This is a genomic window from Frigoribacterium sp. AP1 (assembly GCF_056680555.1).
In genome coordinates this window covers 2,787,843-2,811,254 of record NZ_CM155288.1, presented here as the reverse complement: position 1 = coordinate 2,811,254, position 23,412 = coordinate 2,787,843, and the positions used below count along the sequence as shown (strand labels likewise).

Sequence of the window (23,412 nt, the reverse complement as noted above, 5' to 3'; positions counted from 1 at the left end):
GGCGCGGCGCGGGTGGCGGGCGGTGCTGGTTAGGCTCGCGGGGTGACCGACGCCACCCGCCGACCCGCGCCTCCTGCCCCTCCCGTCCCGCTCAGCCCGGTGCAGGCCGACGCCGTCCGTCGGGGGATCCTGCCACCCGTCGAGGAGATCCGACACGGCGTCTGGTCGGTCGCGTTCGAGTTCGGCGGCGGCATCGACGACCACTCGCTGGGCTACGTCGTCGAGGGCTCGGAGGGCGCCCTGACGGTCATCGACCCCGGGTGGGGCACCGACGGCAACCTCGACCGCCTCGAGAGCGCCCTCGCCGAGGTCGATCACTCGCTCGCCGACGTCGACCTGATCGCCGTGACGCACCTGCACGCCGACCACCTGGGCGGCGCCGAGGCGTTGCGCCGGGCCTCCGGCGCCCGGATCGCCCTGCACGCCGCCGAGCAGCGCGCGCTGGCCGAACGCACGTCCGACGCCGTGGCCGCCGACGCCGACATCGCGCGCTGGGGCGCGCCGGGAGACGACCAGGAGGCGCTGGTCGCCTCCTGGGGATCGGGTCGCCACCTGCCCGCGGTCACCGCCGACCTGCTGCTCGGCGACGGCGACGTGCTGCCGATCGCGGGTCGGCTGCTGCGTGCCGTGCACACCCCGGGTCACACCGCGGGCCACCTCTGCTTCGTCGAACCCGAGCAGCGGCTCGTCTTCACGGGCGACCACGTGTTGCCGCGCATCAACCCCGGGATCGGCCTCGGCGGACGCACCGGGACGAACCCTCTGACGGACTACCTCACGTCACTCGACCGCATGGTGGCGCTCGACGTCGCCGGACCCGACGCCTTCGAGGTCTGCCCCGGGCACGAGTACCGCTTCGTCGGCCTCCGCGGGAGGGCCGAGGCCCTGATCGCGCACCGGGCCGACCGCAGCCGTGACGCCGCCGCCGCCCTGGACGCGCTCGACCGGCCGACGGTCTGGCAGGTCGCCGAGCGCATGTCGTGGAGCGGCGGCATCGCCTCACTGCACGGCTACCGGTTGGGCTCGGCGCTCGCCCAGACCGAGTGGCACGTGCAGGACCTCGGCCGCGCCGACGAGCTCCGGCCCGCCTGACACCTGCCCGAGGACGTCGCGAGGCGACCGGCCTACTGTCGAGCGCGGCCCCGAGGGACGCACCGCGCCTCCTGCCCGGACCGCCACCACGACCGAGGAGAGACATGAGCACGACCACGACCCCCACCCGCACCGCCCTCGTCCTGGGCGGCGGCGGCATCACCGGCATCGCGTGGGAGCTCGGCGTGCTGTCGCGGCTGCTCGAGGCGGGGGTGCCCGTGGACGACGCCGACCTCGTCGTGGGCACCTCGGCCGGGTCGGTCGTCGGCACGATGGTGCGGCTCGGCCGCGTCGACGAAGGGTTGCGCGAGCAGTTCGAGGCCGTCACGGAACTGCCGTCGGGCTCGATCGACCCCGACGTGTTCCAGCAGACGCTCGGTCAGGCCCTCGCCGGGGCGACCGGCCAGCAGGAGGCGCGGGCCCGGATCGGCGCGTTGGCGCGCGAGACGCCCGTGGTCGCGGACGAACCCGAGCTCGTCACGACGATGCGGGACCGCTTCGGAGGCGCCGCCTGGCCGGACGCGGCCCTGACCGTCTGCACCGTGGACGCCACCGACGGCACGTTCCGCCCGCTGGACGCCGATTCAGGTGTCGACCTGTACCGCGCCGTGGCCGCGAGTTGCTCGGTGCCCGTCGTGTGGCCGACCGTCGAGGTCGACGGCCGCCCGACCATGGACGGCGGCGTCCGCTCGGGCACCAACGCCGACCTGGCCGACGCCTACGACCGGGTGCTGGTGCTGTCGTGCGGCCCCGAGCTCGACGTGTCGCCGCTCGGCCCGACCCTGCCGCAGGTCGTCGCCGCCCGACGCGCCGCCGGTCGGGACGTGCTGGTCGTCGAGGCCGACGCCGAATCCCTGCAGGCGTTCGGCACCGACGTCCTCGCCACGAGCACCCGGCGTCCGGCCGCCGAAGCCGGTCGCCGGCAGGCCGAGGCCGTCCTCGACGACGTCCGCGCCTTCTGGACGGGTGGCGTCGCCTGACCTCCGACGGGCAGACCGCGGGGACGGCGGGCCGGTACCCTCGGGAAGTGACCACCGCCTCTCCCACGCTCCGCATCGCCCTCGTGTCGCTGCACACGTCCCCCGGTGCCGAGCCCGGGTCGGGTGACGTCGGCGGCATGAACGTCGTCGTGCGCAACCAGGCCGAGGCGCTCGGGGCCGCGGGGCACGAGGTCGAGATCCTGACCCGTCGCTCCTCGCCCGACGAACCCGCGAGCCTGGCCTTGTCGCCCGGGGTGACCCTCCGGTTCCTCGACGCCGGCCCGGCCGAGCCCGTCACCAAGGGGCGCAACGAGCTCTTCGTCGACGAGTTCCGCGACCGGCTCGCCGAGCTCGGGCCGTGGGACGTCGTCCACTCGCACCACTGGTTCTCGGGCATGGCCGCCCTGCCCGTGGCCCGCGCCCTCGGCGTGCCCCACCTGCAGAGCTTCCACTCGATCGCCGCCCACGACTCGACCCCCCTCTCGCACGGCGAACGCGCCGAGTCCCCGGGGCGTCTCGCCGGCGAGGAGATGCTCGCCCGTGAGTCGGACGCGGTCGTCGCCATCAGCCACGCCGAGGCCGAGACCGTCACGTCCCGGCTCGGCGGCCGGGCCGACCGGGTCCACGTCGTCCTGCCGGGCGTCGACGCCGAGCTGTTCCACCCCGCGGCGGCCGACCACCCCGCGCCGGCCCGCCCCTACGTCGTCGTGGCCGGTCGGCTCGAACCCCTCAAGGCTCCCGACCTCGCCATGCGGGCCGTGGCGGCCGTGCCCGCCGAGGTCCGCCCCGAGCTCGTCATCGCCGGGGGCGCCTCGACCGAGTTCGCCGGCTACGAGTCCGAGCTGGGCGCCTTGAGCGACGAACTCGACCTCACGGTGCACTTCCTCGGCCCACGCTCGCGGCCGGGCCTCGCCGCGCTGCTGCGCGACGCGTCGCTGGTGCTCGTGCCCTCGCACTCCGAGACCTACGGGCTCATCGCCCTCGAGGCCGCGGCCAGCGGCGTCCCCGTCATCGCCGCGGCCTCGGGCGGGCTCCGCGAGTCGGTGGTCGACGGCGTGACGGGCATCGTGCTCACGCTGCGTGATCCGCAGACCTGGGCCCGGGCCCTGACGCAGGTGCTCGCGGACGCGGGGCTGCGCGAACGACTCTCGCGCGCCTCCCGGTCCCACGCGCTCGACCACCCGTGGTCGCGCTCGGCCGACGACCTCGTCGGCGTCTACTGCGGCTTGTCGGCCCGCCAGGGGTCGCCCTGCGTCGCGGCCTCGGCCTGACCACTCCGCCGCTCGGGCGCACGCCCCGGCACCAGCCCGTCGACAGGGGCCGGGCCTAGGCTCTGACCGTGCCGCGCCGAGGCGTCGGCACATCCCCGAGCAGACCGCCCGACCACCACAGGAGGCCACCGATGACCGACGACACCTTGCTGCAGACCCTCATCGAGCAAGAAGAGCGTCTCGTCTTCCGGCGGTTCACCCTCGACGTCGCCCTCGACCTGGGCGCCCACCTGCTGGCCGAGGCCCGGCGCCGTGACCTCGCCGTCGCCGTCACCGTGCGGCACGGTCGGCAGCGGGCCTTCCACGCGGCCCTGCCCGGCAGCAGCCTCGACAACGACGAGTGGCTCGACCGCAAGGCCCGCGTCGTCGAGCGGTACGGGCAGAGCTCGTACCGGGTGGGCGAGTCGTTCCGTGTGCAGGGCGGCAGTTTCGACGAGAAGTCGCGCCTCGACACCGGCCTCTACGCCGCGCACGGCGGGCTGTTCCCCGTCCGCGTCGTGGGCGTCGGCGTCGTCGGCTCGGCCGGCGTCTCGGGCCTGCCCCAGGCCGACGACCACGCGTTCGTCGTCGACGTGATCGAGGACTTCCTCGACCACGGCTACGACGCCTGATCCCACCGCTCGAGCACCACGTGGACGACCCGACCGCAGGAGGCGCGGTGCCGGCCCCCGACTCCCCCTCCGACGACGAGGTGGCCGCCTCGCTCCGCGCCCTCGTCGAGCACGCGGCCGCCGACCTGGCCGCCCGCGAGGCGCGCACCGAGGCCCTCGCCCGGTACAAGCCCGCCCGGCGCATCGTCGTGGTGAAGACGGCGGAGTCGCTCGAGCCCGCCGGACGCGCCTGGCGCCTCGGGGTGCTGTTGCTCGGCACCGACGGCCGCGTCTTCGAGACCGGTCGGATCACGCGGGCCGTGACGCCGACCCGCTCGCAGCACCTCTCCGCCCAGGTGGAACAGCGCAAGGCCGAACGGCGCGCGGCGGTCCGGGGCCACTTCGCCGAGGGCGAGGTCGTGAACTACGCGTACGAGCCGGTGGACCTGTCGACCGGGGCGTTGCAGGCGGGCGAGCAGCGCCTCCTCGTCCGCGACGGGCGTGCGCTCGTGCGGTGGGGCACGGCGGCCGACGAGGTCCGCGACCTCGCCGCGTACCTCGCCGACCGCGCCGAGCTGCTCTAGCGGGCCGTCTTCTGCGCGGCCGTCTCCCGCGCGGTCGGCGCGGGTGCGGGCTCGGCGGGCTCGACGTCGAGGAAGGGCAGGTCACCGAGGTCGATGTTCGGGTTGGCGTCCTGCGAATCGACCAGCTCGTGCGCCTCGGCCTCTGTGGCCACGCTCGGCATCGAGCCGGGCAGCGGGCGCTGCGACGACTCCTTCATGAACCAGACCGCCACGGCTCCGACCAGCGAGGTCGCCATGAGGAAGAACGCCGGCACGAGCTCGTTGCCCGTCGCCTGCAGCAGCGCCTGGATGATCAGCGGCGTCGTCCCGCCGAACACGGCGATCGCGACGTTGTACGACACACCCATCGCGCCGTAGCGGCTGGCGGTCGGGAACAGCGCGGGCAGCGACGACGCCTGGCTCGACACCCAGAGCGCCACGCTGACGGCCAGCAGCGAGAGTCCGGCGAGCGTCGTCGCGATGCTGCCGAGGCCGATCAGCAGGAACGCCGGCAGGGCGAGAAGCAGCACCGACGCGGCGCCGAGCCACATGACGGGTCGACGACCGATGCGGTCGCTGAGCCGGCCGGCCACCGGCAGGAGCAGGGCGAGCAGCACGAGCACCGGGATGGTCAGCAACGTGCCGTGCAGCGGGTCGTAGCCGAGCGAGTCGGTCAGATAGGTCGGCATGTAGCTGGTCAGCGCGTAGCCGACGGTGTTGGACGCGGCGACGAGGCCGATCGCGATGACGATCGGGCGCCAGTGCTGTCGGATCAGCGCGAGGGTGTTGCGCGGACGGCCCTGGGCGTCGGCGATCTCGCCGACCTTGCTCTCTTGCGCGTCCTGGGTCGCCTGGAACGCGGGCGACTCCTCGATCTTCAGGCGGAAGTAGATCGCGACGACCCCGAGCACGCCGGCCAGCAGGAACGGCAGGCGCCAGGCCCAGTCGAGCATCTGCTGCTCGGTGGTCAGCAGCTGGAGCACCGACACGACGGCGGCGCCGAGCGCGAAGCCGAGGTAGCTGCCGAGGTCGAGGATGCTCGCGAAGAAGCCGCGTCGCTTGTCGGGGGCGTACTCGCTGACGAAGGTCGTCGCCCCGGCGTATTCGCCGCCGGTCGAGAAGCCCTGCAACAGCTTGAGCACGACGAGGGCGATCGGGGCGAGGGCGCCGATCGCGGCGAAGTCGGGCAGGACGCCGATCAGGAAGGTGGCGCCCGCCATCAGGATGAGCGTGGTCGCCAGCACCTTCTGGCGTCCGACCCGGTCGCCGAGGCGCCCGAAGACGACCCCGCCGAGCGGGCGGGCGACGTAGGTCGAGGCGAAGACGCCGAGGCTGAAGAGGATCTGCAGCGACGGGTCGGCCTCGGGCAGGAAGACCCGGCCCATCGTGACGGCGAGGTAGCCGTAGACGCCGACGTCGTACCACTCCATGGTGTTGCCGACGACGGTGCCGCCGATGGCGCGCTTCATCATCGCCGGGTCGACGACGGTGACGTCGTCGACGCGTAGACGCCTCGGACTCCGCCGTCCGGAGGCGCGGGTCGGGCGGTCGGGACGGGTCTCGCGGGCAGGGGTGGGTGGGGTTCCCATGAACGACGTTCCTCTGGATCTCGGGCGCCGGTCGGTCGGACGGGCGCCTCGGCGATCGAGCTGCGGAGGGGCGGTGCCCGGCTGCCGCGGCCCGAGTGGTCGGGTCGACGGGCGGCAACGTTACCGGCATCCCGACGGCGCATTGCCAGCGCATTCGGAGGGAGGCTCACCGACCGCCCAGCCCACGGGCATCGTTCGTGCACCGAGATCGCCTAGTGTCGAGGTCGACTTTCGTGCCGGGGGTGCGTCGGTGCCGTGCCGCTGGCCGACCCCTCCGCCGTCCGACCCGACCCCGCTGGAGGACCCCCGTGCGCCGCGTGCTGATCGCCGTCTCCGTCGTCTTCGGCGTGGGGCTCGTCGCGTTCGTCGTCGCGATCGCCATGGTCGTCTCGGCCCTCACCGCGCCCCGCGACGACGACGTCACGGCGATCACGTCGACGCCGGCCCCGGTCTGTCCCGAGGTCGACCCGGTGATGGTCGGCGACATCGAGGTGCCGGCGGGGCCCGTCGCCGGCTACTGCCAGGACCGTCTGGTGAACGCCGCCTACATCATGCTGGCGGCGCGGGCCCAGGGCATCGGCGAACACACCCAGGCCATCGGCGTCATGACCGCGATGGGCGAGTCGAGCCTGCGGAACATCGACTACGGCGACGCCGTCGGGCCCGACAGCAGGGGGCTCTTCCAGCAGCGCGACAACGGCCAGTGGGGCACCTACGAACAGCGCATGGACCCGTACACGGCGGCGACCAGCTTCTTCACGAAGCTCGTGTCGATCCCGGGCTGGAAGGACCTGACGCCGACCCAGGCGGCGCACGCCGTGCAGGTCAACGCCGACCCCGACCACTACACGAGGTGGTTCCCCGACGCCGAGGTGGTCGTGGCGGAGCTGTCGAGCTGAGCCGCGCCTCCTCGGGTCGGGGCCGGTCGTGACTACTTCGCGCGGCGGCCGATGCTGCGACGGTCGCGCCAGGCTCCCGTCGACCAGAGCGACAGCAGGACGAGCAGCGGCTGGAAGATCAGGCGGAAGGCGCGCTTGCCGTCGGTGTCGAGGCCGAACGCGTCGGTGTGCGTGACGAGCTGCGAGATGTTGCCGGGGAAGATCGCGGTGAAGAACGCCGCGGCGACCCAACCGACCGTCACACGGTGCTTGGGGGCGACGACGAGGGCTGCGCCGATCCCGATCTCGACGACGCCGGAGGCGAGCACGACGAAGTCGTCGTCGAGCGGCAGCCACTCGGGCACCTGGGCCTGGAACGGCTCACGGGCGAACGTGAGATGGCTCGTGCCGGCGAAGACCAGGGCGCCACCGAGGGCGATGCGCCCCAGGGTGCGGGCGACGGACGTGGGACGGGGGCGGGGACGTTTCGACATCCGACCAGTCTCCTCCTGTCGGAGACCGGGTCCTCACCAGCCCATCGTGCCGGGCGCCCCCTTGAACGGACCGACCAGGTTCGCCGTGATCCAGCCGCCGTAGAAGTCGCCCTCCTGCGCCTGGACGACCTCGCCGTCGATCTCGCACGAGTCCATCGCCCCCGGGTAGATCGCGACGTGGTCGACGAGCGACCCGTAACCGGGCCAGGGCTCGGCGTAGAACCAGCCGGACCGGCGGGCCACGATTCCCCCGCCCGTGACGTCCACGTAGCCGGCTTGGCCCTTGAACTCGCAGAGGCTGCGGCCTTCGGCCCTGGACAGGGCGCCCGGCGCGAAGGCGGAGCGGGGCAGGTAGTACACGGGCGGGTGGCTCGTCTCGAGCACGCGGATCGCGGCCGTCGTGTCGGCCACCACGACGCCGCCGAGACGGACGACGACGCGCTCGTTCCGGGGCTCGACGCGCGGCGGGCGGGGGTAGTCCCAGACGGACTCCTGCCCGGGGCCGGGCTCGACACGGACGGGGTGGGCGGGACGCGACGGGCGACGGAAGGCGGGCATGAGCCCATGATGCGCCGCGGGGCTGGGACGACCTGCGTAGGATCGCTCACCATGAAGCTCGCCGAAGCCCTCCTGCAACGATCCGACGCCCAGCGCCGGGTCGACCAGCTGCGTGATCGAGTCACCGCGAACGCCCGCTATCAGGAGGGCGAAGAGCCCACCGAGGACGCCGCCGACCTGCTGCGGCAGGCGGTCGACACCCTCGCCGTCCTCGAGTCGCTCGTCGTGCGCATCAACCTCACCAACGCTCGCACGACCCTCGCCGACGGCAGCACGATGACCGCTGCCCTGGCCCGCCGCGAGACGCTGCGCGCCACCCACGCCCTACTCGTCACGGCGTCGGACGCGGCGCGCGGCGCCTCCGGCGGCTACCGACAGCTGCGCAGCGAGCTGCGGATGTTCTCGGCCCTGCCGGTCGCCGAGTTGCGCGACCGGGCCGACGTCGTCGCCCGCGAGTTGCGCGAACTCGACGTCGAGATCCAGAAGACCAACTGGGAGGCCGAGCTGCAGAACTGACCTGCGCGGTGAGTCGGTAGACGTCACCGGGGCGAGCACGAACCGCGACCGGCGGTCATCCCGGTCTCTGCAGGCGCGGAGGGCAGCGTCACGACTCACGTCGTCACCACTCAGCCCCGCACCGATCACCGGTGACCGCGCACCCTGCATTGATCACCACCGTGTGCTGACCGGAGACGTCGAGGGCGGGATCGGGGACCTCACCGCGCCTCCTCGGGTGTCGCGCGGCGGCGCGGACCCTGGGCGCCTCATCACGACCTCGTCGCATGACGCGACCGTCGCCTCGACGGGCCCGGCGCTCGGTAGGCTCGTCGGGTGACGTATCAGGCAGCCCGCGGGGCGTTCATCGTGTTCGAGGGCATCGACGGATCGGGCAAGTCGACGCAGGCACGCCTGCTCGCGGCCCGCCTCCGGGACGTGGGTGTACCCGTGCACCAGACGGCCGAGCCGACCAACGGCCCCGTCGGCACGCTGATCCGCAACGGCTTCAACCGCCGCGTCGACCTCGACGACCGCGTCATCGCGTCGCTCTTCGTCGCCGACCGCCTCGACCACATCACCAACGCCCACGACGGCATGCTCGGCATCGTCGAGCGCGGCACGACCGTCCTCTGCGACCGGTACCACCTGTCGTCGCAGGCCTACCAGGCGTCCGACGTGGGCAGCGACTGGATCGCCTCGTCGAACTCGATCAGCACCGACCTGATGCTGCCCGACCTGACGATCTACCTCGACGTCCCGCCCGAGGTCGCCCTCGAGCGGCTCGCCAGCGGACGCACGACGACGGACCGCTTCGAAGTCGACGAACGACTGCGGGCCGCCCGCGAACGCTACGCCGAGGCGATCGCCGCCGCCGCCGAGGTCGTCGTCACGGTCGACGCCGACCGTTCGACCAGCGAGCTCGCCGACGCCGTCTGGCACGAGGTGTCGACCCGGCTCGACCTCGGGTCGCTGGCGCGTCCGCAGGGCTGACACCGCGCCTCCTCGGGCCCGCGAGTCGTCCGGATGTGCCGTTCACCTCAGGACGTGAACGGCACGCGGTGACGAGACGACGGGGTCAGGAGGCGCGGGCCGCGTCGACCACGGACGGCACGTCGGCTGCTCCCCCGGCCGCGTCGCCCGTGATCTCGGCCCAGATGTCGTCGAGCGAGACGCCGACCACGGCGGCGATCGCGGCGATGGTCGAGAAGGCCGGCGTCGCGACTCGACCGGTCTCGATCTTGCGTAGGGTCTCGGGCGACAGCCCGGCGTCGAGGGCGACCTGCAGCATCGGCCGGGAGCCGCGGGCCCGCCTCAACAACGCCCCGAGGCGGCGACCGCGCTCGAGCTCGGCGGGGGTGAGCGGCAGACGGACCATGCCCCGAGCGTAGTGCGCAGGAGCGCCCGGTGGGATACCTTTACCGGGATGATCTTCGGCACGAGAACGGCAGGACACCCATGATCGAGATCTTGAACCCCTCCGAGATCGAGCGGGCCCGGGCGACGGGCGCGCTCGTCGGCACCATCTTGCAGACGCTGCGCGACCGCGTGACGGTCGGCACGAACCTGCTCGACGTCGACTCGTGGACGAAGACGATGATCGACGAGGCCGGTGCGGTCTCGTGCTACGTCGACTACGCGCCCTCGTTCGGCCGGGGCCCGTTCGGCCACTACGTCTGCACGGCCGTGAACGACGCCGTGCTGCACGGGCTGCCGCACGACCGGCGTCTCGTCGACGGCGATCTGCTGACGCTCGACCTCGCCGTCGTGCTCGACGGCGTGGCGGCCGACTCGGCGGTGAGCTTCGTCGTCGGCGAATCGCGTCCCGCCGAGAGTGTGCGCCTGATCGAGACGACCGAGCGGGCACTCGAAGCCGGCATCGCGGCGGCCGGGCCCGGGGCACGCATCGGCGACCTGTCGCACACGATCGGCTCGGTGCTGTCGGACGCGGGGTACCCGATCAACGTCGAGTTCGGCGGCCACGGCATCGGGTCGACCATGCACCAGGACCCGCACGTCTCGAACACCGGGCGCCCGGGGCGGGGCTACCGGCTGCGGCCGGGGCTGTTGCTCGCCCTCGAGCCGTGGGTGATGACCGACACCGACGAGCTCGTCACGGACGCCGACGGCTGGACGCTGCGCAGCGTGACCGGCTGCCGAACCGCGCACAGCGAGCACACGATCGCCATCACCGAGGACGGCGCCGAGGTGCTGACTCGACGACCGACCCGCTGACCCGTCGTCGAGCCGCCGCTCAGCTGGTGGCGGCCGGCTGCCCCTGGCCGGTCAACCTCAGGAACCCGCTGAGCAGCCCGAGCCCCGCGATCGAGGTGGGCAACCCCGTCGCGAGCAGCGGGGAGTGCACCAGGAACGCCGCCCACTTCGCCCGCGACAGGGCCACGTTCAACCGGTTCGGCATCAGCAGGAAGTCCAGCCCGCGCGGGATGTCGGCCGCACTCGACGCCGCCAGCGACACGACGGCCACGACCGCCTCTTGCCCCTGGAAGAGGTCGACCGTGCCGACGGGGGTCTCGTCGAACCCGGCTGCGTCGAGGTGCTCGCGCAGCACGGCGCCGTGGGCGTTGTACGGCGCGACGACGATGACGTCGGCCGCGGTCAGCGGTCGGGTGCCGTCGGCGTCCGACCAGTCGAGACCGACGACCGAGCGCACGATCTCGACGACCGCTCGGGCCTCCTCGACCGACGAGGTCGTGTTCCCGACGTGCGTCACGGGTTCGACGTGCAGGCCGGGCGTCACGCCGTCGAGCCGGCGATCGGACTCGTGGGCGGTCAGAGCCCCGCCGTAGGACAGCTCGCTGACCGGGGCGCACAACGCCGGATGCATCCGCCAGGTGGTGGCGAGGAAGTAGCCGTACTCGGCCGGCAGCACGTCGTGGCCGTCGGCCAGCCAGCCGAGGGCCGACTCGTCGACCGGCTCGGGGTGGCTGCCCTGGCTGACCTGCGGCAGCTGCTGCGGGTCGCCGAGCAGCAGCAACCGCGTCGCGGCGACCGAGGCCGCCACGGTCGAGGCGAGCGAGAACTGCCCGGCCTCGTCGACGACCAGCAGGTCGAGGGAGGCGCGGGCCACCTTGTCGGCGTTCGCGAACCCCCAGGCGGTCGCCCCGAACACGGCCCCCACGGCCTGCCCGCCGCCGGCGGCCCCGGCACCGCCCGCCCCACCGTCGGCCTCGGCGAGGAACGCGGCCTCGCCGCCCGACTTCAGGGCACGCCACGGCTGCTCGTCGGCCTGTTCGGCGGTCGTGCCCGACTTCGGCACCTTGCCCACCCGCTCGGGGTCGACCCCGGCCGTGATCGCCGCACGCAGCACGTTCTCGACCACGGCGTGCGACTGCCCCACGACGCCGACGCGCCAGCCGTGCTCCCGCACCAGCCGGGCGATGACCCGCGAGCCGACGTAGGTCTTGCCCGTACCGGGCGGGCCCTGCACGGCCAGGTAGGACCGGTCGAGGTCGAGCAGGGTCTCGACGACGGCCGAGACGGTGTCGTGCCCGACCACGGGCGCGGGCCCGCCGCCCGACCGCAGACGCGGGGGCTGACGCCGCAGCAGGTCGAACGCCGGATCGGGGAGCATCTCGGGCAGGGCGTCGAGCACGTGCCCGCCCCATTCGGCGATCGCCTCGGGCTGGGGGGTGGCCCGGGGAGGCGCGGCGGGCGTGAGCGCGACCGGGAACGCGTCGTGCCGGTCGTCGTCGCCCGAGACGCGTTCGAGCAGGACGACCTCGTGCCGGTCGCCGTTCGGGCCGGCCTCGACGACGGTCGACCCGACGGCGCCGCGCAGCCCCGGGCCGAGCGAGGCGACCCCCGGCGGGACGGGGGCGTCGTAGACGGCGTAGGGCGCGCCTCCTTCGGTGAGGCGGCTGCCCGGCGCGAGGCGGCCACGCAAGCGCACCTCGCGGCTGAGCTTGCGGGCCCGGGGCAGCTTCTGCCACTCGCGCTCGACCGAGGCCGTCTCGACGACGAACACGTCGCGGGTGTCGGCCCAGTCGTCGACCGGGTTGCGCAGGCGGTCGAAGTGCTCTTGCCAGAACGTCTTGGCCTCGCGGCGGTGGTAGTCGATGGCCGAGGCCGCGAGGGCGATGGCGGTCTGGTCGGGGGTGCGCTCGAGCGGGTCGACGTCGGCCACGTGGGCCGCGAGGCCGACGGCGACCGGATTCGGTTCGCGCGGCACCCGGGCGAATTCGAGCGGGTCGGGCGCGGTCGGGCCGTCGGGGTCGTCGGCCCGGGTGCCGTGCCAGTCGGCGAGCTCGAGCAACCAGTCGCGAAGCCGGAGGGTCGACCGGCAGTCGTACTCGTTGTAGTCGCGGACCTCGTCGAGCATGCGGTCGCCGCGCTCGGGGTCGCCCGCGGTGCGTTCGGCGATCGCGTCGACGTACATCGTGATGCTGGCGGTGGCCGTCTTGACGTCGCTCTGCCGCAGGTCGTCGCCCATGTAGAGCGGCTCGAGCTTCTTGAGCGAGTAGCTGTGCGACCCGATGAGCAACGCCTGCCGCACGATCGGGTACAGGTCGACGAGCACGCCGTCGCGCAGCAGGTCGTCGACCGCGTCCTCGCCGACGCCGTGACGGGCCGCGAGCGAGAGCAGGTGGCTGCGCTCGTACGAGGCGTAGTGGTACACGTGCAGGTCGGGGAAGTGTCGGCGGCGCTCGGCGAGGTAGTCGAGGAAGTCGACGAGTGCCTGCCGCTCGCCCGCGAAGTCGTGCGCCCAGAAGGCCCGGAAGGTGCCGTCGGCCTCGATCAGCCCGAAGAGGTAGTCGAGGCCCCAGGCCCGCCCGTCGCCCTCGGTGTAGAGCGGGTCGCCCTCGAAGTCGAAGAACACGTCGCCGGCGTCGGGCCGCGGGATCGTCCGCAGGGCGTCGGCGTCCACGACCTCGATCGCGGGGGCACCGGTGTGGTCGTGCTCGGTGGCGAGCTGCACCCGGGCCTGCCCCCGCAGCCGGGCGAGGGCCGTCGCCCCGATGCCGGCGACGGGCCCGCTCGAGTCGGCGAGGTCGTCGATCGTGGCGACCCCGGCCAGGTGCAGCCGCTGACGTTGTTCGCCGCGCAGCCCGGCGACGAGCACGAGGTCGCGGTGCTCGTCGACCTGCGCCTGGCAGGCCGTGCAGCGCCCGCAGGCGGTGACGCCCGGGTCGCCCCAGGCGAGCGGCCCGTCGGCGGTGAGCCGCTCGGCGAGTGCGGCACGCAACCGGTCGCGCTGGACGCGGTAGACCGGCAGGACGTCGGCGACGTCGTGCACGCTCTCGCTGCCGTCGCCGAGCACGAGACGCACGGTGTCCGCCGACGGCAGGTCGAGGGCGCGGATCTGGTCGGTGTAGGCCGCCACCTGCAGCAGGGCGGGGATCTTGGCGTGGCGGGCGAGCTTGGTGTCGTAGACCTCGTAGGCGCCGCTCTCGGTGCGCACCACGAAGTCGCTGAAGCCGATGAACGAGCCGTCGAAGAACGTCGCCTGGAAGAGCACGTCGGCCCCGGAGGCCATGGCGAGCCGCGCCTCCTCTGCGGCCGCCGCGTAGCCCGACGGCGCCGGCCGCTCGAACTCGACCACGTCACGGGTCGCCCGCAGGGCCTCGAGGTACCGCAGTTCGTGCGCGTCGCCGAGCCGGGCCGTGCGGTCGAGCATGTCGTCGGAGGCGTCGGCGACGGCCTCGACCCGGCCGAGCTTCGCGTCGAGCCGACGGAGGAACGACCATTCGCACGCGGCCCAGGTCGTCAGGTCGGACGGGCTGGTGACCACCCGGTCGTCGTCGAGGTACACGCGGACTCCTTCTGTCGGGACGCGGCCTGGACGCCCGCCCCGAGCCTAGGAGGCGCCACCGACACCCCGGGACGACTCACCCGGGCGAGGTCGCCAGCCCTGCCCCTGGGTGTGCAATTCGCGACACCCGACGGCCGACACGCCGCTCATCTCGGGTCGGAAGCCCTTTCGGCGCCGCCCGTCGTCGGGTTCGGTACACCCGGCGGCGGCTCGGGAGTCGGGTTCGGTACGCGTCATGAGCCGGGCGACCCGGGCGAGCCGGGCGCGGTGCGCAGGTGCAGCCGCTCGCCCTGGCGGCCGAACAGGCTGAGCACCTCGACCGCGTGCTCGTCGGCGCGGCCGAACCAGTGCGGCGTGCGTGTGTCGAACTCGGCCGCCTCGCCCGCCGGCAGCACGAGGTCGAGGTCGCCGAGCACGAGCCGGATGCGTCCGCGCAACACGTACAGCCAGTCGTAGCCCTCGTGGGTGCGGAGCACGGGCTCGGTGCGGGGCGAGTCGGCCGGGATGACCATCTTGAAGGCCTGGATCGCGCCACCGCCGCGCGAGAGCGGCACGACGGTCATGCCGTGCTGCTGCCGCGGCTTGAGGTGCACCCGCGGGTCACCGGTCTCGGGCGCCCCGACGAGGTCGTCGAGCGGCACCCCGTGCTCACGGGCGAGCGGCAGCAACTGCTCGAGGGTCGGCCGCCGGAGCCCCGACTCGAGCCGGGACAGGGTGCTGACCGAGATGCCGGTGCGCTCCCCCAGCTCGGCGAGGGTCACGCCTCGCCGCAAGCGCAGAGCGCGGAGGCGCGGGCCGACCGCGGCGAGGACGACGTCGGTGCTCGAGGCGTCGGCACCGGCGGTGTTCGGGGGCTGGGTCATGCCCGCCATCTTGCCACTTCGGCAATGGAGATTGCCAGAGTGACGCTCGAGGTCGCAGGATCGGGTCAGGAGGTCACACCATGAACCAGAACACCCACCCGGTCCACACCGTCCACGACGTCGTCGTGATCGGCGGAGGCGCCGCCGGGCTCAGCGGCGCACTCTCGCTGGTCCGCGCCCGCCGCGACGTGCTCGTCGTCGACGACGACCGGCCCCGCAACGCCCCCGCCGAGGGCGTCCACGCGTTCCTCACCCGCGACGGGGTCGCCCCCCGCGAGCTCACCCGCCTCGGCCGGGCCGAGGTCGAAGCGTACGGAGGCGCGATCACCTCGGGCACCGTGACCGGCGTCCGCCGCGACGACGACCCCGACGCACCCTTCGTCGTGACCGTCACGAGCCCGGGCGGTGACGCGTCCGAGGTGCGTGCCCGGCGCCTCCTCGTCACCTCCGGGCTCGTCGACGAGCTGCCCGCCGTCGACGGCCTCGCCGAGCGCTGGGGCCGCGACGCCGTGCACTGCCCGTACTGCCACGGCTGGGAGGTGCAGGACCGCGTGATCGGCGTGCTGGCCACGAGCCCGTTCGCGATGCACCAGGCCCTGCTCTTCGGGCAGTGGAGCCGCGACATCGTGCTCTTCACGAACGACTCCTTCACCCCCGACGACGCGCAGGCCGAGCAGCTGCGGGCCCGCGGGGTCACGCTGGTCGACGGCCCGGTCGCGCGGGTGCGGGTCGAGGACGACGCCCTGACCGGTGTGACGCTCGTCGACGGTCGCACGGTCGCCGTCGGTGCGCTGGCCGTCATGGCCCGGGTGCGCTCCCGGGCGGACTTCGTGGCCGCCCTCGGACTCGAGGCGACCGAGCACCCCGCCGGCGTCGGCACGCACCTCGCCACCGTCGAGCCGTTCACCGGCCGGTCGGCCGTTCCGGGCGTCTGGCTGGCGGGCAACGTCACCGAACCCATGGCGCAGGTCGTCGCGGCGGCCGCGGCGGGCACGATGGCCGGCGCCGCGATCAACATGGACCTGGTCACGGCAGAGGTCGCGGCGGCCGTCGCCGCCCTCCGCGCCGGAGAGAGGATCGACGCATGAGCGAGTCGGAGCAGCAGCACCAACACGACGGTCACCGCCACCCCGTCTACGACCGCGACTACTGGGAGGACCGCTACGGGCAGCCCGGTCGTGCCTGGAGCGGCCGCCCCAACGCCGCCCTCGTGGCCGAGGCCACACCCCTGACCCGCGGTCGTGCACTCGACGTCGGCAGTGGAGAGGGCGGCGACGCCCTCTGGCTCGCCTCCCGGGGCTGGCAGGTCACCGGCGTCGACATCTCGCAGAACGCCCTCGACAAGGCGGCTGCCCTCGCCCGCGAGCGGGAGGACGTCGACCCCGCACGGGTCACCTGGCAGCAGGCGGACCTCACGGGGTGGAGCCCGACCCGCGCCTCCTTCGATCTCGTCACGGCGCACTTCATGCACCTGCCGCCCGCCGACCGCGAGCGGTTGTTCCCCGCGCTGGCCGACGGCGTGGCACCGGGGGGCACCCTGCTGATCGTCGGGCACGACGCCGCCGCCCTGCCGCTCGGCGCCGAGAAGCACGGCGACCCGGGCATGCTCTTCACCGTCGACGAGGTGGTCGGCAGGCTCTCCCCCGACGCGTGGCAGGTCGAGGTCGCCGAGGTGCGACCGCGCGACATGACGGGCCCCGACGGGGACGTCTGGCACGTCGCCGACGTGGTCGTCCGCGCCACGCGCCGCGACGGCTGACACCGGTCGGGAGGCGGCAGCACGCAGGACGGGCGGGTCCGACACGGACCCGCCCGTCCTCCGCAGCCGCAGCCCGCTACAGCGCGCTGAACTTCAGGCGCAGCTGGTGTGCCCCCGGCCGCAGCACGTGCCGCGAGGCGACGTCCGGCCCGCACGCCCGCGACCCGACGCCGTGCTGGGCGGCGTCGAGGTACAGGTAGGTGCGGTCGCTCGCGGGCAGCTCGTGCGGGTGCTCGGCCACGCCGATCTGCTGGGCCGTGTGGCGGCTCAGCGTGAAGCCCGGTCGCCCGCCCGTGGCGCTGGGCACGGCCTCGACCCGCAGCCACGGCTGACCGGCCGGCCCGAGGTCGAGCGTGCGGAGGTCGCTGCGGTGCCCCGTCTCTTGCGGGCGGGCGTACCCGGCCGACAGGTCGTCGACGCCCGACTCGTAGCGCCCGACGAACGCCGAGTGGCGGCTGTCCGGGTACGACTCGCGCGGCCCGGTGCCGAACCACGAGGCGTGGTCGACGTCGCCCGGCAGGTCGAAGCGCACGCCGACGCGGGGCCAGACCATGTCCCACCAGCCGGTGGGCACGATGTCGACCGACAGCCAGAGGTCGTCACCGACCAGCTGCCACTGCTCGTCGGTCGTCACGGCGTTGCGCGTGTCGGCGGCGGCGTAGCGGGTGCGCACCCGGACCGAGCCCGGGGCGACGCTCACCGACTCGACGCGCGCGGTCAGCCGGTCGAGCCCGGCGAGCAACCAGGTGTCCTGCGAACTCGGCAGCACGCCGACCTCGTACAGGTCGACGCGGTGGCGGTTGCGCATCACGTCGCGGTCGCGGTCCTTCGGCGTCATCCACTCGCCGCGGTCGTTGTCGGTCGGTGCGCGCCACAGCTCGAGGCGGGCGCCGTCGACGGGACGTCCGGCCAGCGACACCAGTCGTCCGTCGCCGAACACGGCCGGGCCGAGCACGACCCGCCCCGAGGAAGCAGAGCCCGAGGAGGCGCGGGCCGCGCGGTCGCGCCCGTCGCCCACGACCGCGGGGCGGGGTGTCGCGACCTGCGCCCGTGTCGGCGTGAGGTCGAGCTGCTGGGTCGAGAGCACGTGACCCGCGTCCGCCCACACGGTGGCGTCGGCCAGCTCGGCCGTGACCGTGAGCCAGGTCTCGCCGGTGCCCGACACGGGCACCTCGGGCAGCGAGACGAACACCGTCTCGTGGGCGGCCAGCGCGCCGCCCTCGAGGCCGACCACGTCGAGGGTGCCCGAGCGCGCCTCCTCGCCGTCGTGCGAGGCGACCCAGCGGAAGACGACGTCGGAGGCGTCGGCCGAGTGCCGCAGGTTCGACACGACGAGCACCGACGCGCCGTCGACCGTGGGCGACTCGAAGCGCAGGCGGATCGGGGCGACGACCTGGGCCCACTCGTACAGGCCGGGCGACGGGGTGTCGTCGCTCAGCACCATGCCGTCCATGACGAAGTTGCCGTCGTGGACGACCTCGCCGAAGTCGCCGCCGTAGCCGAAGTACTCGACACCGTCGGCCGTGTGCGTGCGCAGGCCGTGGTCGCGCCACTCCCAGACGAAGCCGCCGTGCAGGCGCGGGTAGGCGTCGACCAGGTCCTCGTACTCGTCGATCGCCCCGGGGCCGTTGCCCATCGCGTGGACGTACTCGCAGAGCAGGAACGGCTTGGAGCGCTGCCGCGCAGCCTCGGCCGGCGTGCAGCCCAGCAGCGGGACGGACTCGTCGCCCGCGCCGATGGCGCGCGTCTCGTCGATCCACGAGTACATGCGTGAGTAGACGTCGGTGTAGGCACCCGTGTAGTCGCCCTCGTAGTGCACGGGACGGCCGCCGTCACGGGCGTGCGTCCAGGCCGCCATCGCCGCGAGGTTGTGCCCCGTGCCCGCCTCGTTGCCGAGGGACCACAGGACGATGCTCGGGTGGTTCTTGTCGCGCTCGACGGTGCGGACCATGCGGTCGACGTAGGCGTCGTGCCAGGCCGAGTCGTCGCTGGGGTTGCCGATCCACTCCTGGCGTTCGAAGGCGTGGGTCTCGAGGTCGCACTCGAGGACGACCCAGAAGCCCAGCTCGTCGGCGAGGTCGAGGAGGCGCGGGTGCGGCGGGTAGTGCGAGGTGCGGATCGCGTTCACGTTGAACCGCTTCATCTGGGCGAGGTCGCGGCGCGACCACTCCTCGTCGAAGACGCGGCCGCGGTCGGGGTGGGTCTCGTGGCGGTTGACGCCGTGGAAGACGACGCGGCGGCCGTTGACCTCGAACTGGTCGCCGACGATGCGGACGGTGCGGAAGCCGAGGCGCAGCGAGATCGTCTCGGCGCCGCCCGTGCTCGAGACGGTCGCGTCGTAGAGGCGCGGGGTCTCGGCGCTCCACGGCTCGACCGCGTCCAGCTCGACCGGCGCGACGTCGGCCGCGGTCGCCCAGGTGACCTCGACGCCGAGTTCGGGCACCGAGAGCGTGACCGGGTACGCGGCCTCGCTGGCGGTGATCTCGGGGACGATCACCGCGCCTCCTCGGTTCTGACCGGCCGTGCCGTGGAAGGGAGTCTGCAGCCAGACGTCGTCGAGGCCGCCGACCGGGCGGGCCTGCAGCGTGACGCTGCGGAAGATGCCGGGCAGCCACCACTGGTCCTGGTCCTCGACGTAGCTCGACGCCGACCACTGGTGCACGCGCACCGCGATGACGTTCTCGCCCGCGTGCAGGGCGTCGGTGACGTCGAACTCCTGGGCGAGGCGGCTGCCGACGCCCATGCCGATCTCGACGCCGTTCAGCCACACGACGTAGCGCGACTCGACGCCGTCGAAGCGCAGCAGCAGGCGCTCGGCTCCGTCGAACGACGACGGCAGCTCGAAGGTGCGGCGGTGGTCGCCGGTCGGGTTCGCGTCGGGCACGAAGGGCGGCTCGGTCGGGAACGGGAACTGCACGTTGGTGTAGATCGGGGCGCCGCGCGAGCCGTCGCCGCCGAGCACCCAGTGCGACGGCACGTCGATCTCGCCCCAGGACGAGTCGTCGAGGTCGACCGCGCCGACTCCGTCGACGGGCTCACCGTCGGGCAGCGCGCCGCGCCCGCCGAGCGTGCCGGGGGCACCGGGCAGCAGGCGGAACGACCAGGTGCCGTCGAGCGAGAGGGTCGGGGCGTCGGTGTGCAGCCAGGAGCGCGCCGGGGTGCGGGCGCCCTGTCCGGGGCCCGTGTCGGTGAGGTAGTCGGCGGAGACGGTGGGAGTGGTGCCGGTGGTGGTGCTGGGGGTCACTTGACGCTTCCTTCGGTGAGGCCGCCGCGCCAGAAGCGCTGGAGGACGACCATGGCGATGACCAGCGGGATGATCGACAGCAGCACGCCGCCGGTCGTCAGCTGGTAGAACTCGGGCAGGCGGTCGGTCTGGCTGAGCCAGTTGTTGAGGCCGAGCGTGACGGGGAACTTGTCGACGTCGCTCAGCATGACCAGGGGCAGGAAGTAGTTGTTCCAGATGCCCACGAGCTGGAACAGGAACACCGTGACGAGCGCCGGGGTGAGGATGCGCAGTCCCAGCGTGTGGAAGATGCGCAGCTCGCCGGCGCCGTCGAGGCGGGCGGCCTCCATCAGCGACGTGTCGACCGTGGCCTGCGCGTAGATGCGGCAGAGGAACAGGCCGAACGGCGACACGAGCGACGGCAGCAGCACGCTCCAGTACGTGTTGGCGATGCCCATCTGGCTGAACAGCAGGAAGAGGGGCAGGGCCGTGGCGGTGCCGGGCACCAACACGCCTCCGAGGATCGTGCCGAAGACGACGTTGCGGCCCCGGAACTCGTACTTGGCGAGGGCGTAGCCGCCGGCCGCGGCGAAGTACGTCGCGATGAGGGCGCCGACGCCGGCGTAGAGCACCGAGTTGAGCACCCAGCGCACGAAGATGCCGTCGCCGTAGGTCAGCACCTGGCCGAGGTTGTCCCAGAGCGAGAACGTCGGCGCGAACCAGAAGCCGAACGTGCCGAACAGGTCGGGCGTGGTCTTGGTCGCCGCGACGACGACCCAGTAGACCGGCACGAGGAAGTACAGCGCGACGACGACCAGGATCGCCGTGACGATGATGGTGGACGCCTTCGAGCGACCGGCCGTGCGGTCGGGGCCGGCGCTGCGGGCACGGCGGCGGGCGGGCTTCTCGGCACCCCGCCCGCGTCCCTGGGCCGTGACGATGGACTCGGTCTCTGTGGCGTGCTCGGCGCCCTTCGTCGAGAGGCTCATTTCTGCTTCCTGTTCGTGATGCTGAGGAACGTGATCGACAGCGCGAACGCGACGAGGGCGATCAGGACCGACTGGGCGGCCGCGACGTTGTAGTCGTTGTAGGCGAAGGCCGTCGTGTACGCGCTGAGGTTCGGCGTGTACTGGCTGTCGATCGCCGGCGAGACGCGTTGCAGCACCTGGGCCTCGGCGAACAACTGGAGGGTGCCGATGATCGAGAAGACGGCGGTGAGCAGCAAGGCCGGGCGGATCAGCGGCAGCTGGATGCTGAACGCGACGCGCAGCGAGGAGGCGCCGTCGACCTTGGCGGCCTCGTACAGCTCGACCGGGATCGACTTCAGCTGGGCGATGATGATCAGCATGTTGTAGCCGGTGTAGCTCCAGGTCACGATGTTCGCGATCGACCAGAGGACGGTGTTCGCCCCGAGGAAGTCGGGCGTGACGCCGAAGACCTCGCCGATGTCGATGATCGGGCTGAGACCGGGCACGTAGAGGAACGACCAGAGGATCGTCGCGATGACGCCGGGCACGCCGTACGGCAGGAAGTACGCGGCACGGAACACGCCCGGCCACTTCGCCGACGCCGACTCGAGCAGCAGCGCGAGCACGGTGCAGAGGATCAACATGACCGGCACCTGAACGATGCCGAAGAGGAACATGCGGCCGATCGAGGCGACGAAGTTGGGGTCGCCGAGCACCTGCGCGTAGTTGTCGAAGCCGGCGAACCCGCTGGTCACGCCGCCCTCGCCGAACAGGCCGCTGCGGGTGACCTTGGTGAAGCTCGAGAACACGGCGATCACGATCGGGATCACGAAGGTCAGCGCGAACAGCGCCAGGAACGGCGCGAGCAACACCCAGGGCGCCCGCTTGACGGCGCCCTTCGAGCTGCTGCGGCGAGGACCCGAGGAGGCGCGGGTCGAGTCGGTCACGGCCTCGGGCCGCGTGTCGGTCGCGGCGCTCATGCGTTCGCCTTCCGGATGGTGAGGCCCTTGTTCTGGAAGACGGCCATGATGTCCTTCTCGGCCTGCGCCACGGCGTCGACGAGCGTGCCGCCCGACGCCTTGCCACGGAAGCCGTCGCTCAATATGTTGAAGGACTGCTGGGTGATGGGCCACCAGCTCCAGTCCTGGTTCTGGGCGGACTCCTTCGTGGCGGGCACGAAGACCTCCTGGTTGTAGTTCTGACCGCTGAAGAACGGGCTGGGCTGCTCGCGCAGCGAGCCGACGACGTCGCGCGCCGGCGACCAACCGATGCCGCAGAACTCGATGAGGGCGTTGATGCCCTCGGGGGTCGTGGTCATCCAGACGGCGAAGTCGAGCGCCTCTTGGGGGTGCTTGCTGTTCGCCAGGATGGCGGCGGTCGAACCACCGAGGAAGCTCGAGGCGTAGCCGGTCTGCCAGGTGGGCAGCGGAGCGCACTTCCACTTGCCCTCGGCGCCGCTGACGCCCTCGATCAGGGCGTCACCCCACGAGCCGGTCGCGACCGACGCGATGGTGCCCGCGCTGGCGGCCGAGAACCAGGCCGGCGTGTAGGCGCCGTAAGCGGTCGTGACGATGCCGTCGTCGATCGCCTTGTCGAAGAAGCGGGCGACGGTGAGGGTCGCCTCGTCGGTCATGTCGATGACCCAGCCGTCGTCCTCGGCGCGCAGCCACGAGGCACCGGCCTGGGTGGCATACGCGGCGAAGAGCGAGGCGTCGGCGAGCGGGAACGAGTCCATCAGCACACCGGCCCCCTTCAGCTCGGCACCGACCGCGGCCCACTCGTCCCACGTGGTGGGGACGGCGGCGCCGACCGTGTCGAAGACGGCGGGCTGGTAGAACATGCCCATAGGGCCGCTGTCCTGCGGGATCGCGTAGATGCCGTCGGTGTAGCTGACCTGGTTCCAGAGCGTGGGGTCGTAGAGGTCCGCGTACTGCTCGGCGCCGTAGCGCTTGAGGTCGACGACGCCGTTGGCGAGCAGGAACTCGGGCAGCGAGCGCAGCTCGACCTGGGCGATGTCGGGGCCGGCCCCCGCGGCGAGCGCCGAGTACAGCTTCTGGTAGCCGCCCGCGTTGCCGCCGGGGATGAAGACCGTCTCGACCTGGACGCGTGACTGGCTCTTGTTGTAGAGGGCGGTGACCTGGTCGAGGCCCTTGAGCCAGGCCCAGTACTGCAGCTTGACGGGGCCGTCGGCCGGCGGGATGGTCGGCAGGGAGTTCACGGAGGTCGTCCCGGGTGTGGCGCAGCCGGCGAGCATGGCAGTGGCGCCGGCGGTCACCCCCAGGCCGAGCAACTGCCGTCGGGAAATCGGGCTCATGTTCA

21 protein-coding genes are annotated in these 23,412 nt (G+C 72.9%); 11 read left to right on the top strand and 10 right to left on the bottom strand.

From position 1 onward, the window contains the following. Positions 1 to 42: 42 nt before the first annotated feature. The 5 genes from AC1MBW_RS13340 (at position 43) to AC1MBW_RS13320 (ending at position 4,517) form a co-directional block, all read left to right on the top strand. On the top strand, positions 43 to 1,092 hold the full coding sequence (locus tag AC1MBW_RS13340; protein ID WP_480024791.1) for an MBL fold metallo-hydrolase: 1,050 nt from the start codon (positions 43 to 45) through the stop codon (positions 1,090 to 1,092). Between the two features lie 104 nt (positions 1,093 to 1,196). After that, complete coding sequence (locus tag AC1MBW_RS13335) at positions 1,197 to 2,072, top strand: patatin-like phospholipase family protein (protein ID WP_480024790.1); 876 nt, start codon at positions 1,197 to 1,199, stop codon at positions 2,070 to 2,072. A gap of 47 nt (positions 2,073 to 2,119) precedes the next feature. Further along, positions 2,120 to 3,343 carry a glycosyltransferase gene (locus AC1MBW_RS13330; RefSeq protein ID WP_480024789.1) on the top strand — a complete coding sequence of 408 codons (1,224 nt, stop codon included), beginning with the start codon at positions 2,120 to 2,122 and terminating at the stop codon, positions 3,341 to 3,343. A 131-nt stretch (positions 3,344 to 3,474) separates the two neighbouring features. Next, the gene (locus AC1MBW_RS13325) at positions 3,475 to 3,954 is read left to right on the top strand and encodes a heme-degrading domain-containing protein (protein ID WP_071255469.1); all 480 of its coding nucleotides are present in this window, start codon (positions 3,475 to 3,477) and stop codon (positions 3,952 to 3,954) included. 20 nt (positions 3,955 to 3,974) lie between these two features. Next, positions 3,975 to 4,517, top strand: coding sequence for a hypothetical protein (locus AC1MBW_RS13320; RefSeq protein ID WP_480024788.1), 543 nt, complete (start codon positions 3,975 to 3,977; stop codon positions 4,515 to 4,517). Here the strand turns inward: AC1MBW_RS13320 and AC1MBW_RS13315 are convergent. Continuing rightward, positions 4,514 to 6,085: an MFS transporter gene (locus AC1MBW_RS13315; RefSeq protein WP_480024787.1), complete on the bottom strand. Its 1,572-nt coding sequence runs from the start codon at positions 6,083 to 6,085 to the stop codon at positions 4,514 to 4,516. The two genes, AC1MBW_RS13320 and AC1MBW_RS13315, sit on opposite strands and share 4 nt — an antisense overlap. Before the next feature lie 308 nt (positions 6,086 to 6,393). Here AC1MBW_RS13315 and AC1MBW_RS13310 point away from each other — a divergent pair, with 308 nt between their 5' ends. Then, a complete protein-coding gene (locus AC1MBW_RS13310) occupies positions 6,394 to 6,984 on the top strand; it encodes a hypothetical protein (RefSeq protein WP_480024786.1) in 591 nt (196 codons plus the stop codon). Positions 6,985 to 7,016: 32 nt separating this feature from the next. Here AC1MBW_RS13310 and AC1MBW_RS13305 read toward each other — a convergent pair whose 3' ends face one another. Then, positions 7,017 to 7,457 (bottom strand): DoxX family protein, encoded by a 441-nt coding sequence (locus AC1MBW_RS13305; protein ID WP_054146529.1) that lies wholly within the window; start codon positions 7,455 to 7,457, stop codon positions 7,017 to 7,019. 33 nt (positions 7,458 to 7,490) lie between these two features. Then, complete coding sequence (locus AC1MBW_RS13300) at positions 7,491 to 8,015, bottom strand: DUF427 domain-containing protein (RefSeq protein WP_480024785.1); 525 nt, start codon at positions 8,013 to 8,015, stop codon at positions 7,491 to 7,493. 51 nt (positions 8,016 to 8,066) lie between these two features. Between AC1MBW_RS13300 and AC1MBW_RS13295 the strand changes: the two genes are divergently transcribed. Both AC1MBW_RS13295 and tmk read left to right on the top strand, forming a co-directional pair. After that, positions 8,067 to 8,531, top strand: a complete 465-nt coding sequence (locus tag AC1MBW_RS13295) for a DIP1984 family protein (protein WP_480024784.1) — start codon at positions 8,067 to 8,069, stop codon at positions 8,529 to 8,531. A gap of 315 nt (positions 8,532 to 8,846) precedes the next feature. Next, entirely contained in the window at positions 8,847 to 9,503 is a 657-nt protein-coding gene (gene tmk, locus AC1MBW_RS13290) for a dTMP kinase (RefSeq protein WP_480024783.1), read from the top strand. An 85-nt stretch (positions 9,504 to 9,588) separates the two neighbouring features. Here tmk and AC1MBW_RS13285 read toward each other — a convergent pair whose 3' ends face one another. Continuing rightward, the gene (locus AC1MBW_RS13285; RefSeq protein ID WP_480024782.1) at positions 9,589 to 9,888 is read right to left on the bottom strand and encodes a helix-turn-helix transcriptional regulator; all 300 of its coding nucleotides are present in this window, start codon (positions 9,886 to 9,888) and stop codon (positions 9,589 to 9,591) included. Between the two features lie 80 nt (positions 9,889 to 9,968). Between AC1MBW_RS13285 and map the strand changes: the two genes are divergently transcribed. Continuing rightward, the gene (gene map / locus AC1MBW_RS13280) at positions 9,969 to 10,745 is read left to right on the top strand and encodes a type I methionyl aminopeptidase (protein ID WP_480024781.1); all 777 of its coding nucleotides are present in this window, start codon (positions 9,969 to 9,971) and stop codon (positions 10,743 to 10,745) included. 19 nt (positions 10,746 to 10,764) lie between these two features. Here map and AC1MBW_RS13275 read toward each other — a convergent pair whose 3' ends face one another. Both AC1MBW_RS13275 and AC1MBW_RS13270 read right to left on the bottom strand, forming a co-directional pair. Beyond that, on the bottom strand, positions 10,765 to 14,280 hold the full coding sequence (locus AC1MBW_RS13275; RefSeq protein WP_480024780.1) for a TM0106 family RecB-like putative nuclease: 3,516 nt from the start codon (positions 14,278 to 14,280) through the stop codon (positions 10,765 to 10,767). A 233-nt stretch (positions 14,281 to 14,513) separates the two neighbouring features. Further along, positions 14,514 to 15,143: a helix-turn-helix domain-containing protein gene (locus tag AC1MBW_RS13270; RefSeq protein WP_480024779.1), complete on the bottom strand. Its 630-nt coding sequence runs from the start codon at positions 15,141 to 15,143 to the stop codon at positions 14,514 to 14,516. Positions 15,144 to 15,223: 80 nt separating this feature from the next. On the opposite strand from AC1MBW_RS13270, the gene AC1MBW_RS13265 reads away from it, so the two are divergent. Together AC1MBW_RS13265 and AC1MBW_RS13260 are read left to right on the top strand one after the other, a co-directional pair. Beyond that, positions 15,224 to 16,231 carry an NAD(P)/FAD-dependent oxidoreductase gene (locus AC1MBW_RS13265; protein ID WP_480024778.1) on the top strand — a complete coding sequence of 336 codons (1,008 nt, stop codon included), beginning with the start codon at positions 15,224 to 15,226 and terminating at the stop codon, positions 16,229 to 16,231. Continuing rightward, complete coding sequence (locus AC1MBW_RS13260; protein ID WP_480024777.1) at positions 16,228 to 16,902, top strand: class I SAM-dependent methyltransferase; 675 nt, start codon at positions 16,228 to 16,230, stop codon at positions 16,900 to 16,902. The genes AC1MBW_RS13265 and AC1MBW_RS13260 overlap by 4 nt, the downstream gene beginning before the upstream one ends. Before the next feature lie 76 nt (positions 16,903 to 16,978). On the opposite strand, the gene AC1MBW_RS13255 is transcribed toward AC1MBW_RS13260, so the two are convergent. The 4 genes from AC1MBW_RS13255 to AC1MBW_RS13240 are packed head-to-tail and all read right to left on the bottom strand — an operon-like array spanning position 16,979 to position 23,407. Next, positions 16,979 to 20,146, bottom strand: coding sequence for a glycoside hydrolase family 2 TIM barrel-domain containing protein (locus AC1MBW_RS13255; RefSeq protein WP_480024776.1), 3,168 nt, complete (start codon positions 20,144 to 20,146; stop codon positions 16,979 to 16,981). Continuing rightward, positions 20,143 to 21,114, bottom strand: coding sequence for a carbohydrate ABC transporter permease (locus AC1MBW_RS13250; protein ID WP_082383434.1), 972 nt, complete (start codon positions 21,112 to 21,114; stop codon positions 20,143 to 20,145). The genes AC1MBW_RS13255 and AC1MBW_RS13250 overlap by 4 nt, the downstream gene beginning before the upstream one ends. Next, positions 21,111 to 22,073, bottom strand: coding sequence for a carbohydrate ABC transporter permease (locus AC1MBW_RS13245; RefSeq protein WP_054146539.1), 963 nt, complete (start codon positions 22,071 to 22,073; stop codon positions 21,111 to 21,113). Before AC1MBW_RS13245 ends, AC1MBW_RS13250 begins: the two co-directional genes overlap by 4 nt. After that, positions 22,070 to 23,407 (bottom strand): ABC transporter substrate-binding protein, encoded by a 1,338-nt coding sequence (locus AC1MBW_RS13240; RefSeq protein ID WP_480024775.1) that lies wholly within the window; start codon positions 23,405 to 23,407, stop codon positions 22,070 to 22,072. Before AC1MBW_RS13240 ends, AC1MBW_RS13245 begins: the two co-directional genes overlap by 4 nt. Positions 23,408 to 23,412: the final 5 nt, after the last annotated feature.

Excerpts from the sequence above, each read along its gene's own strand:
- AC1MBW_RS13335 (WP_480024790.1), top strand. The coding sequence starts at position 1,197 with ATGAGCACGACCACGACCCCCACCCGCACCGCCCTCGTCCTGGGCGGC.
- AC1MBW_RS13325 (WP_071255469.1), top strand. The coding sequence starts at position 3,475 with ATGACCGACGACACCTTGCTGCAGACCCTCATCGAGCAAGAAGAGCGT.
- AC1MBW_RS13315 (WP_480024787.1), bottom strand. The coding sequence starts at position 6,085 with ATGGGAACCCCACCCACCCCTGCCCGCGAGACCCGTCCCGACCGCCCG.
- AC1MBW_RS13305 (WP_054146529.1), bottom strand. The coding sequence starts at position 7,457 with ATGTCGAAACGTCCCCGCCCCCGTCCCACGTCCGTCGCCCGCACCCTG.
- AC1MBW_RS13300 (WP_480024785.1), bottom strand. The coding sequence starts at position 8,015 with ATGCCCGCCTTCCGTCGCCCGTCGCGTCCCGCCCACCCCGTCCGTGTC.
- AC1MBW_RS13295 (WP_480024784.1), top strand. The coding sequence starts at position 8,067 with ATGAAGCTCGCCGAAGCCCTCCTGCAACGATCCGACGCCCAGCGCCGG.
- AC1MBW_RS13285 (WP_480024782.1), bottom strand. The coding sequence starts at position 9,888 with ATGGTCCGTCTGCCGCTCACCCCCGCCGAGCTCGAGCGCGGTCGCCGC.
- map (WP_480024781.1), top strand. The coding sequence starts at position 9,969 with ATGATCGAGATCTTGAACCCCTCCGAGATCGAGCGGGCCCGGGCGACG.
- AC1MBW_RS13270 (WP_480024779.1), bottom strand. The coding sequence starts at position 15,143 with ATGACCCAGCCCCCGAACACCGCCGGTGCCGACGCCTCGAGCACCGAC.
- AC1MBW_RS13265 (WP_480024778.1), top strand. The coding sequence starts at position 15,224 with ATGAACCAGAACACCCACCCGGTCCACACCGTCCACGACGTCGTCGTG.
- AC1MBW_RS13260 (WP_480024777.1), top strand. The coding sequence starts at position 16,228 with ATGAGCGAGTCGGAGCAGCAGCACCAACACGACGGTCACCGCCACCCC.
- AC1MBW_RS13250 (WP_082383434.1), bottom strand. The coding sequence starts at position 21,114 with ATGAGCCTCTCGACGAAGGGCGCCGAGCACGCCACAGAGACCGAGTCC.
- AC1MBW_RS13245 (WP_054146539.1), bottom strand. The coding sequence starts at position 22,073 with ATGAGCGCCGCGACCGACACGCGGCCCGAGGCCGTGACCGACTCGACC.
- AC1MBW_RS13240 (WP_480024775.1), bottom strand. The coding sequence starts at position 23,407 with ATGAGCCCGATTTCCCGACGGCAGTTGCTCGGCCTGGGGGTGACCGCC.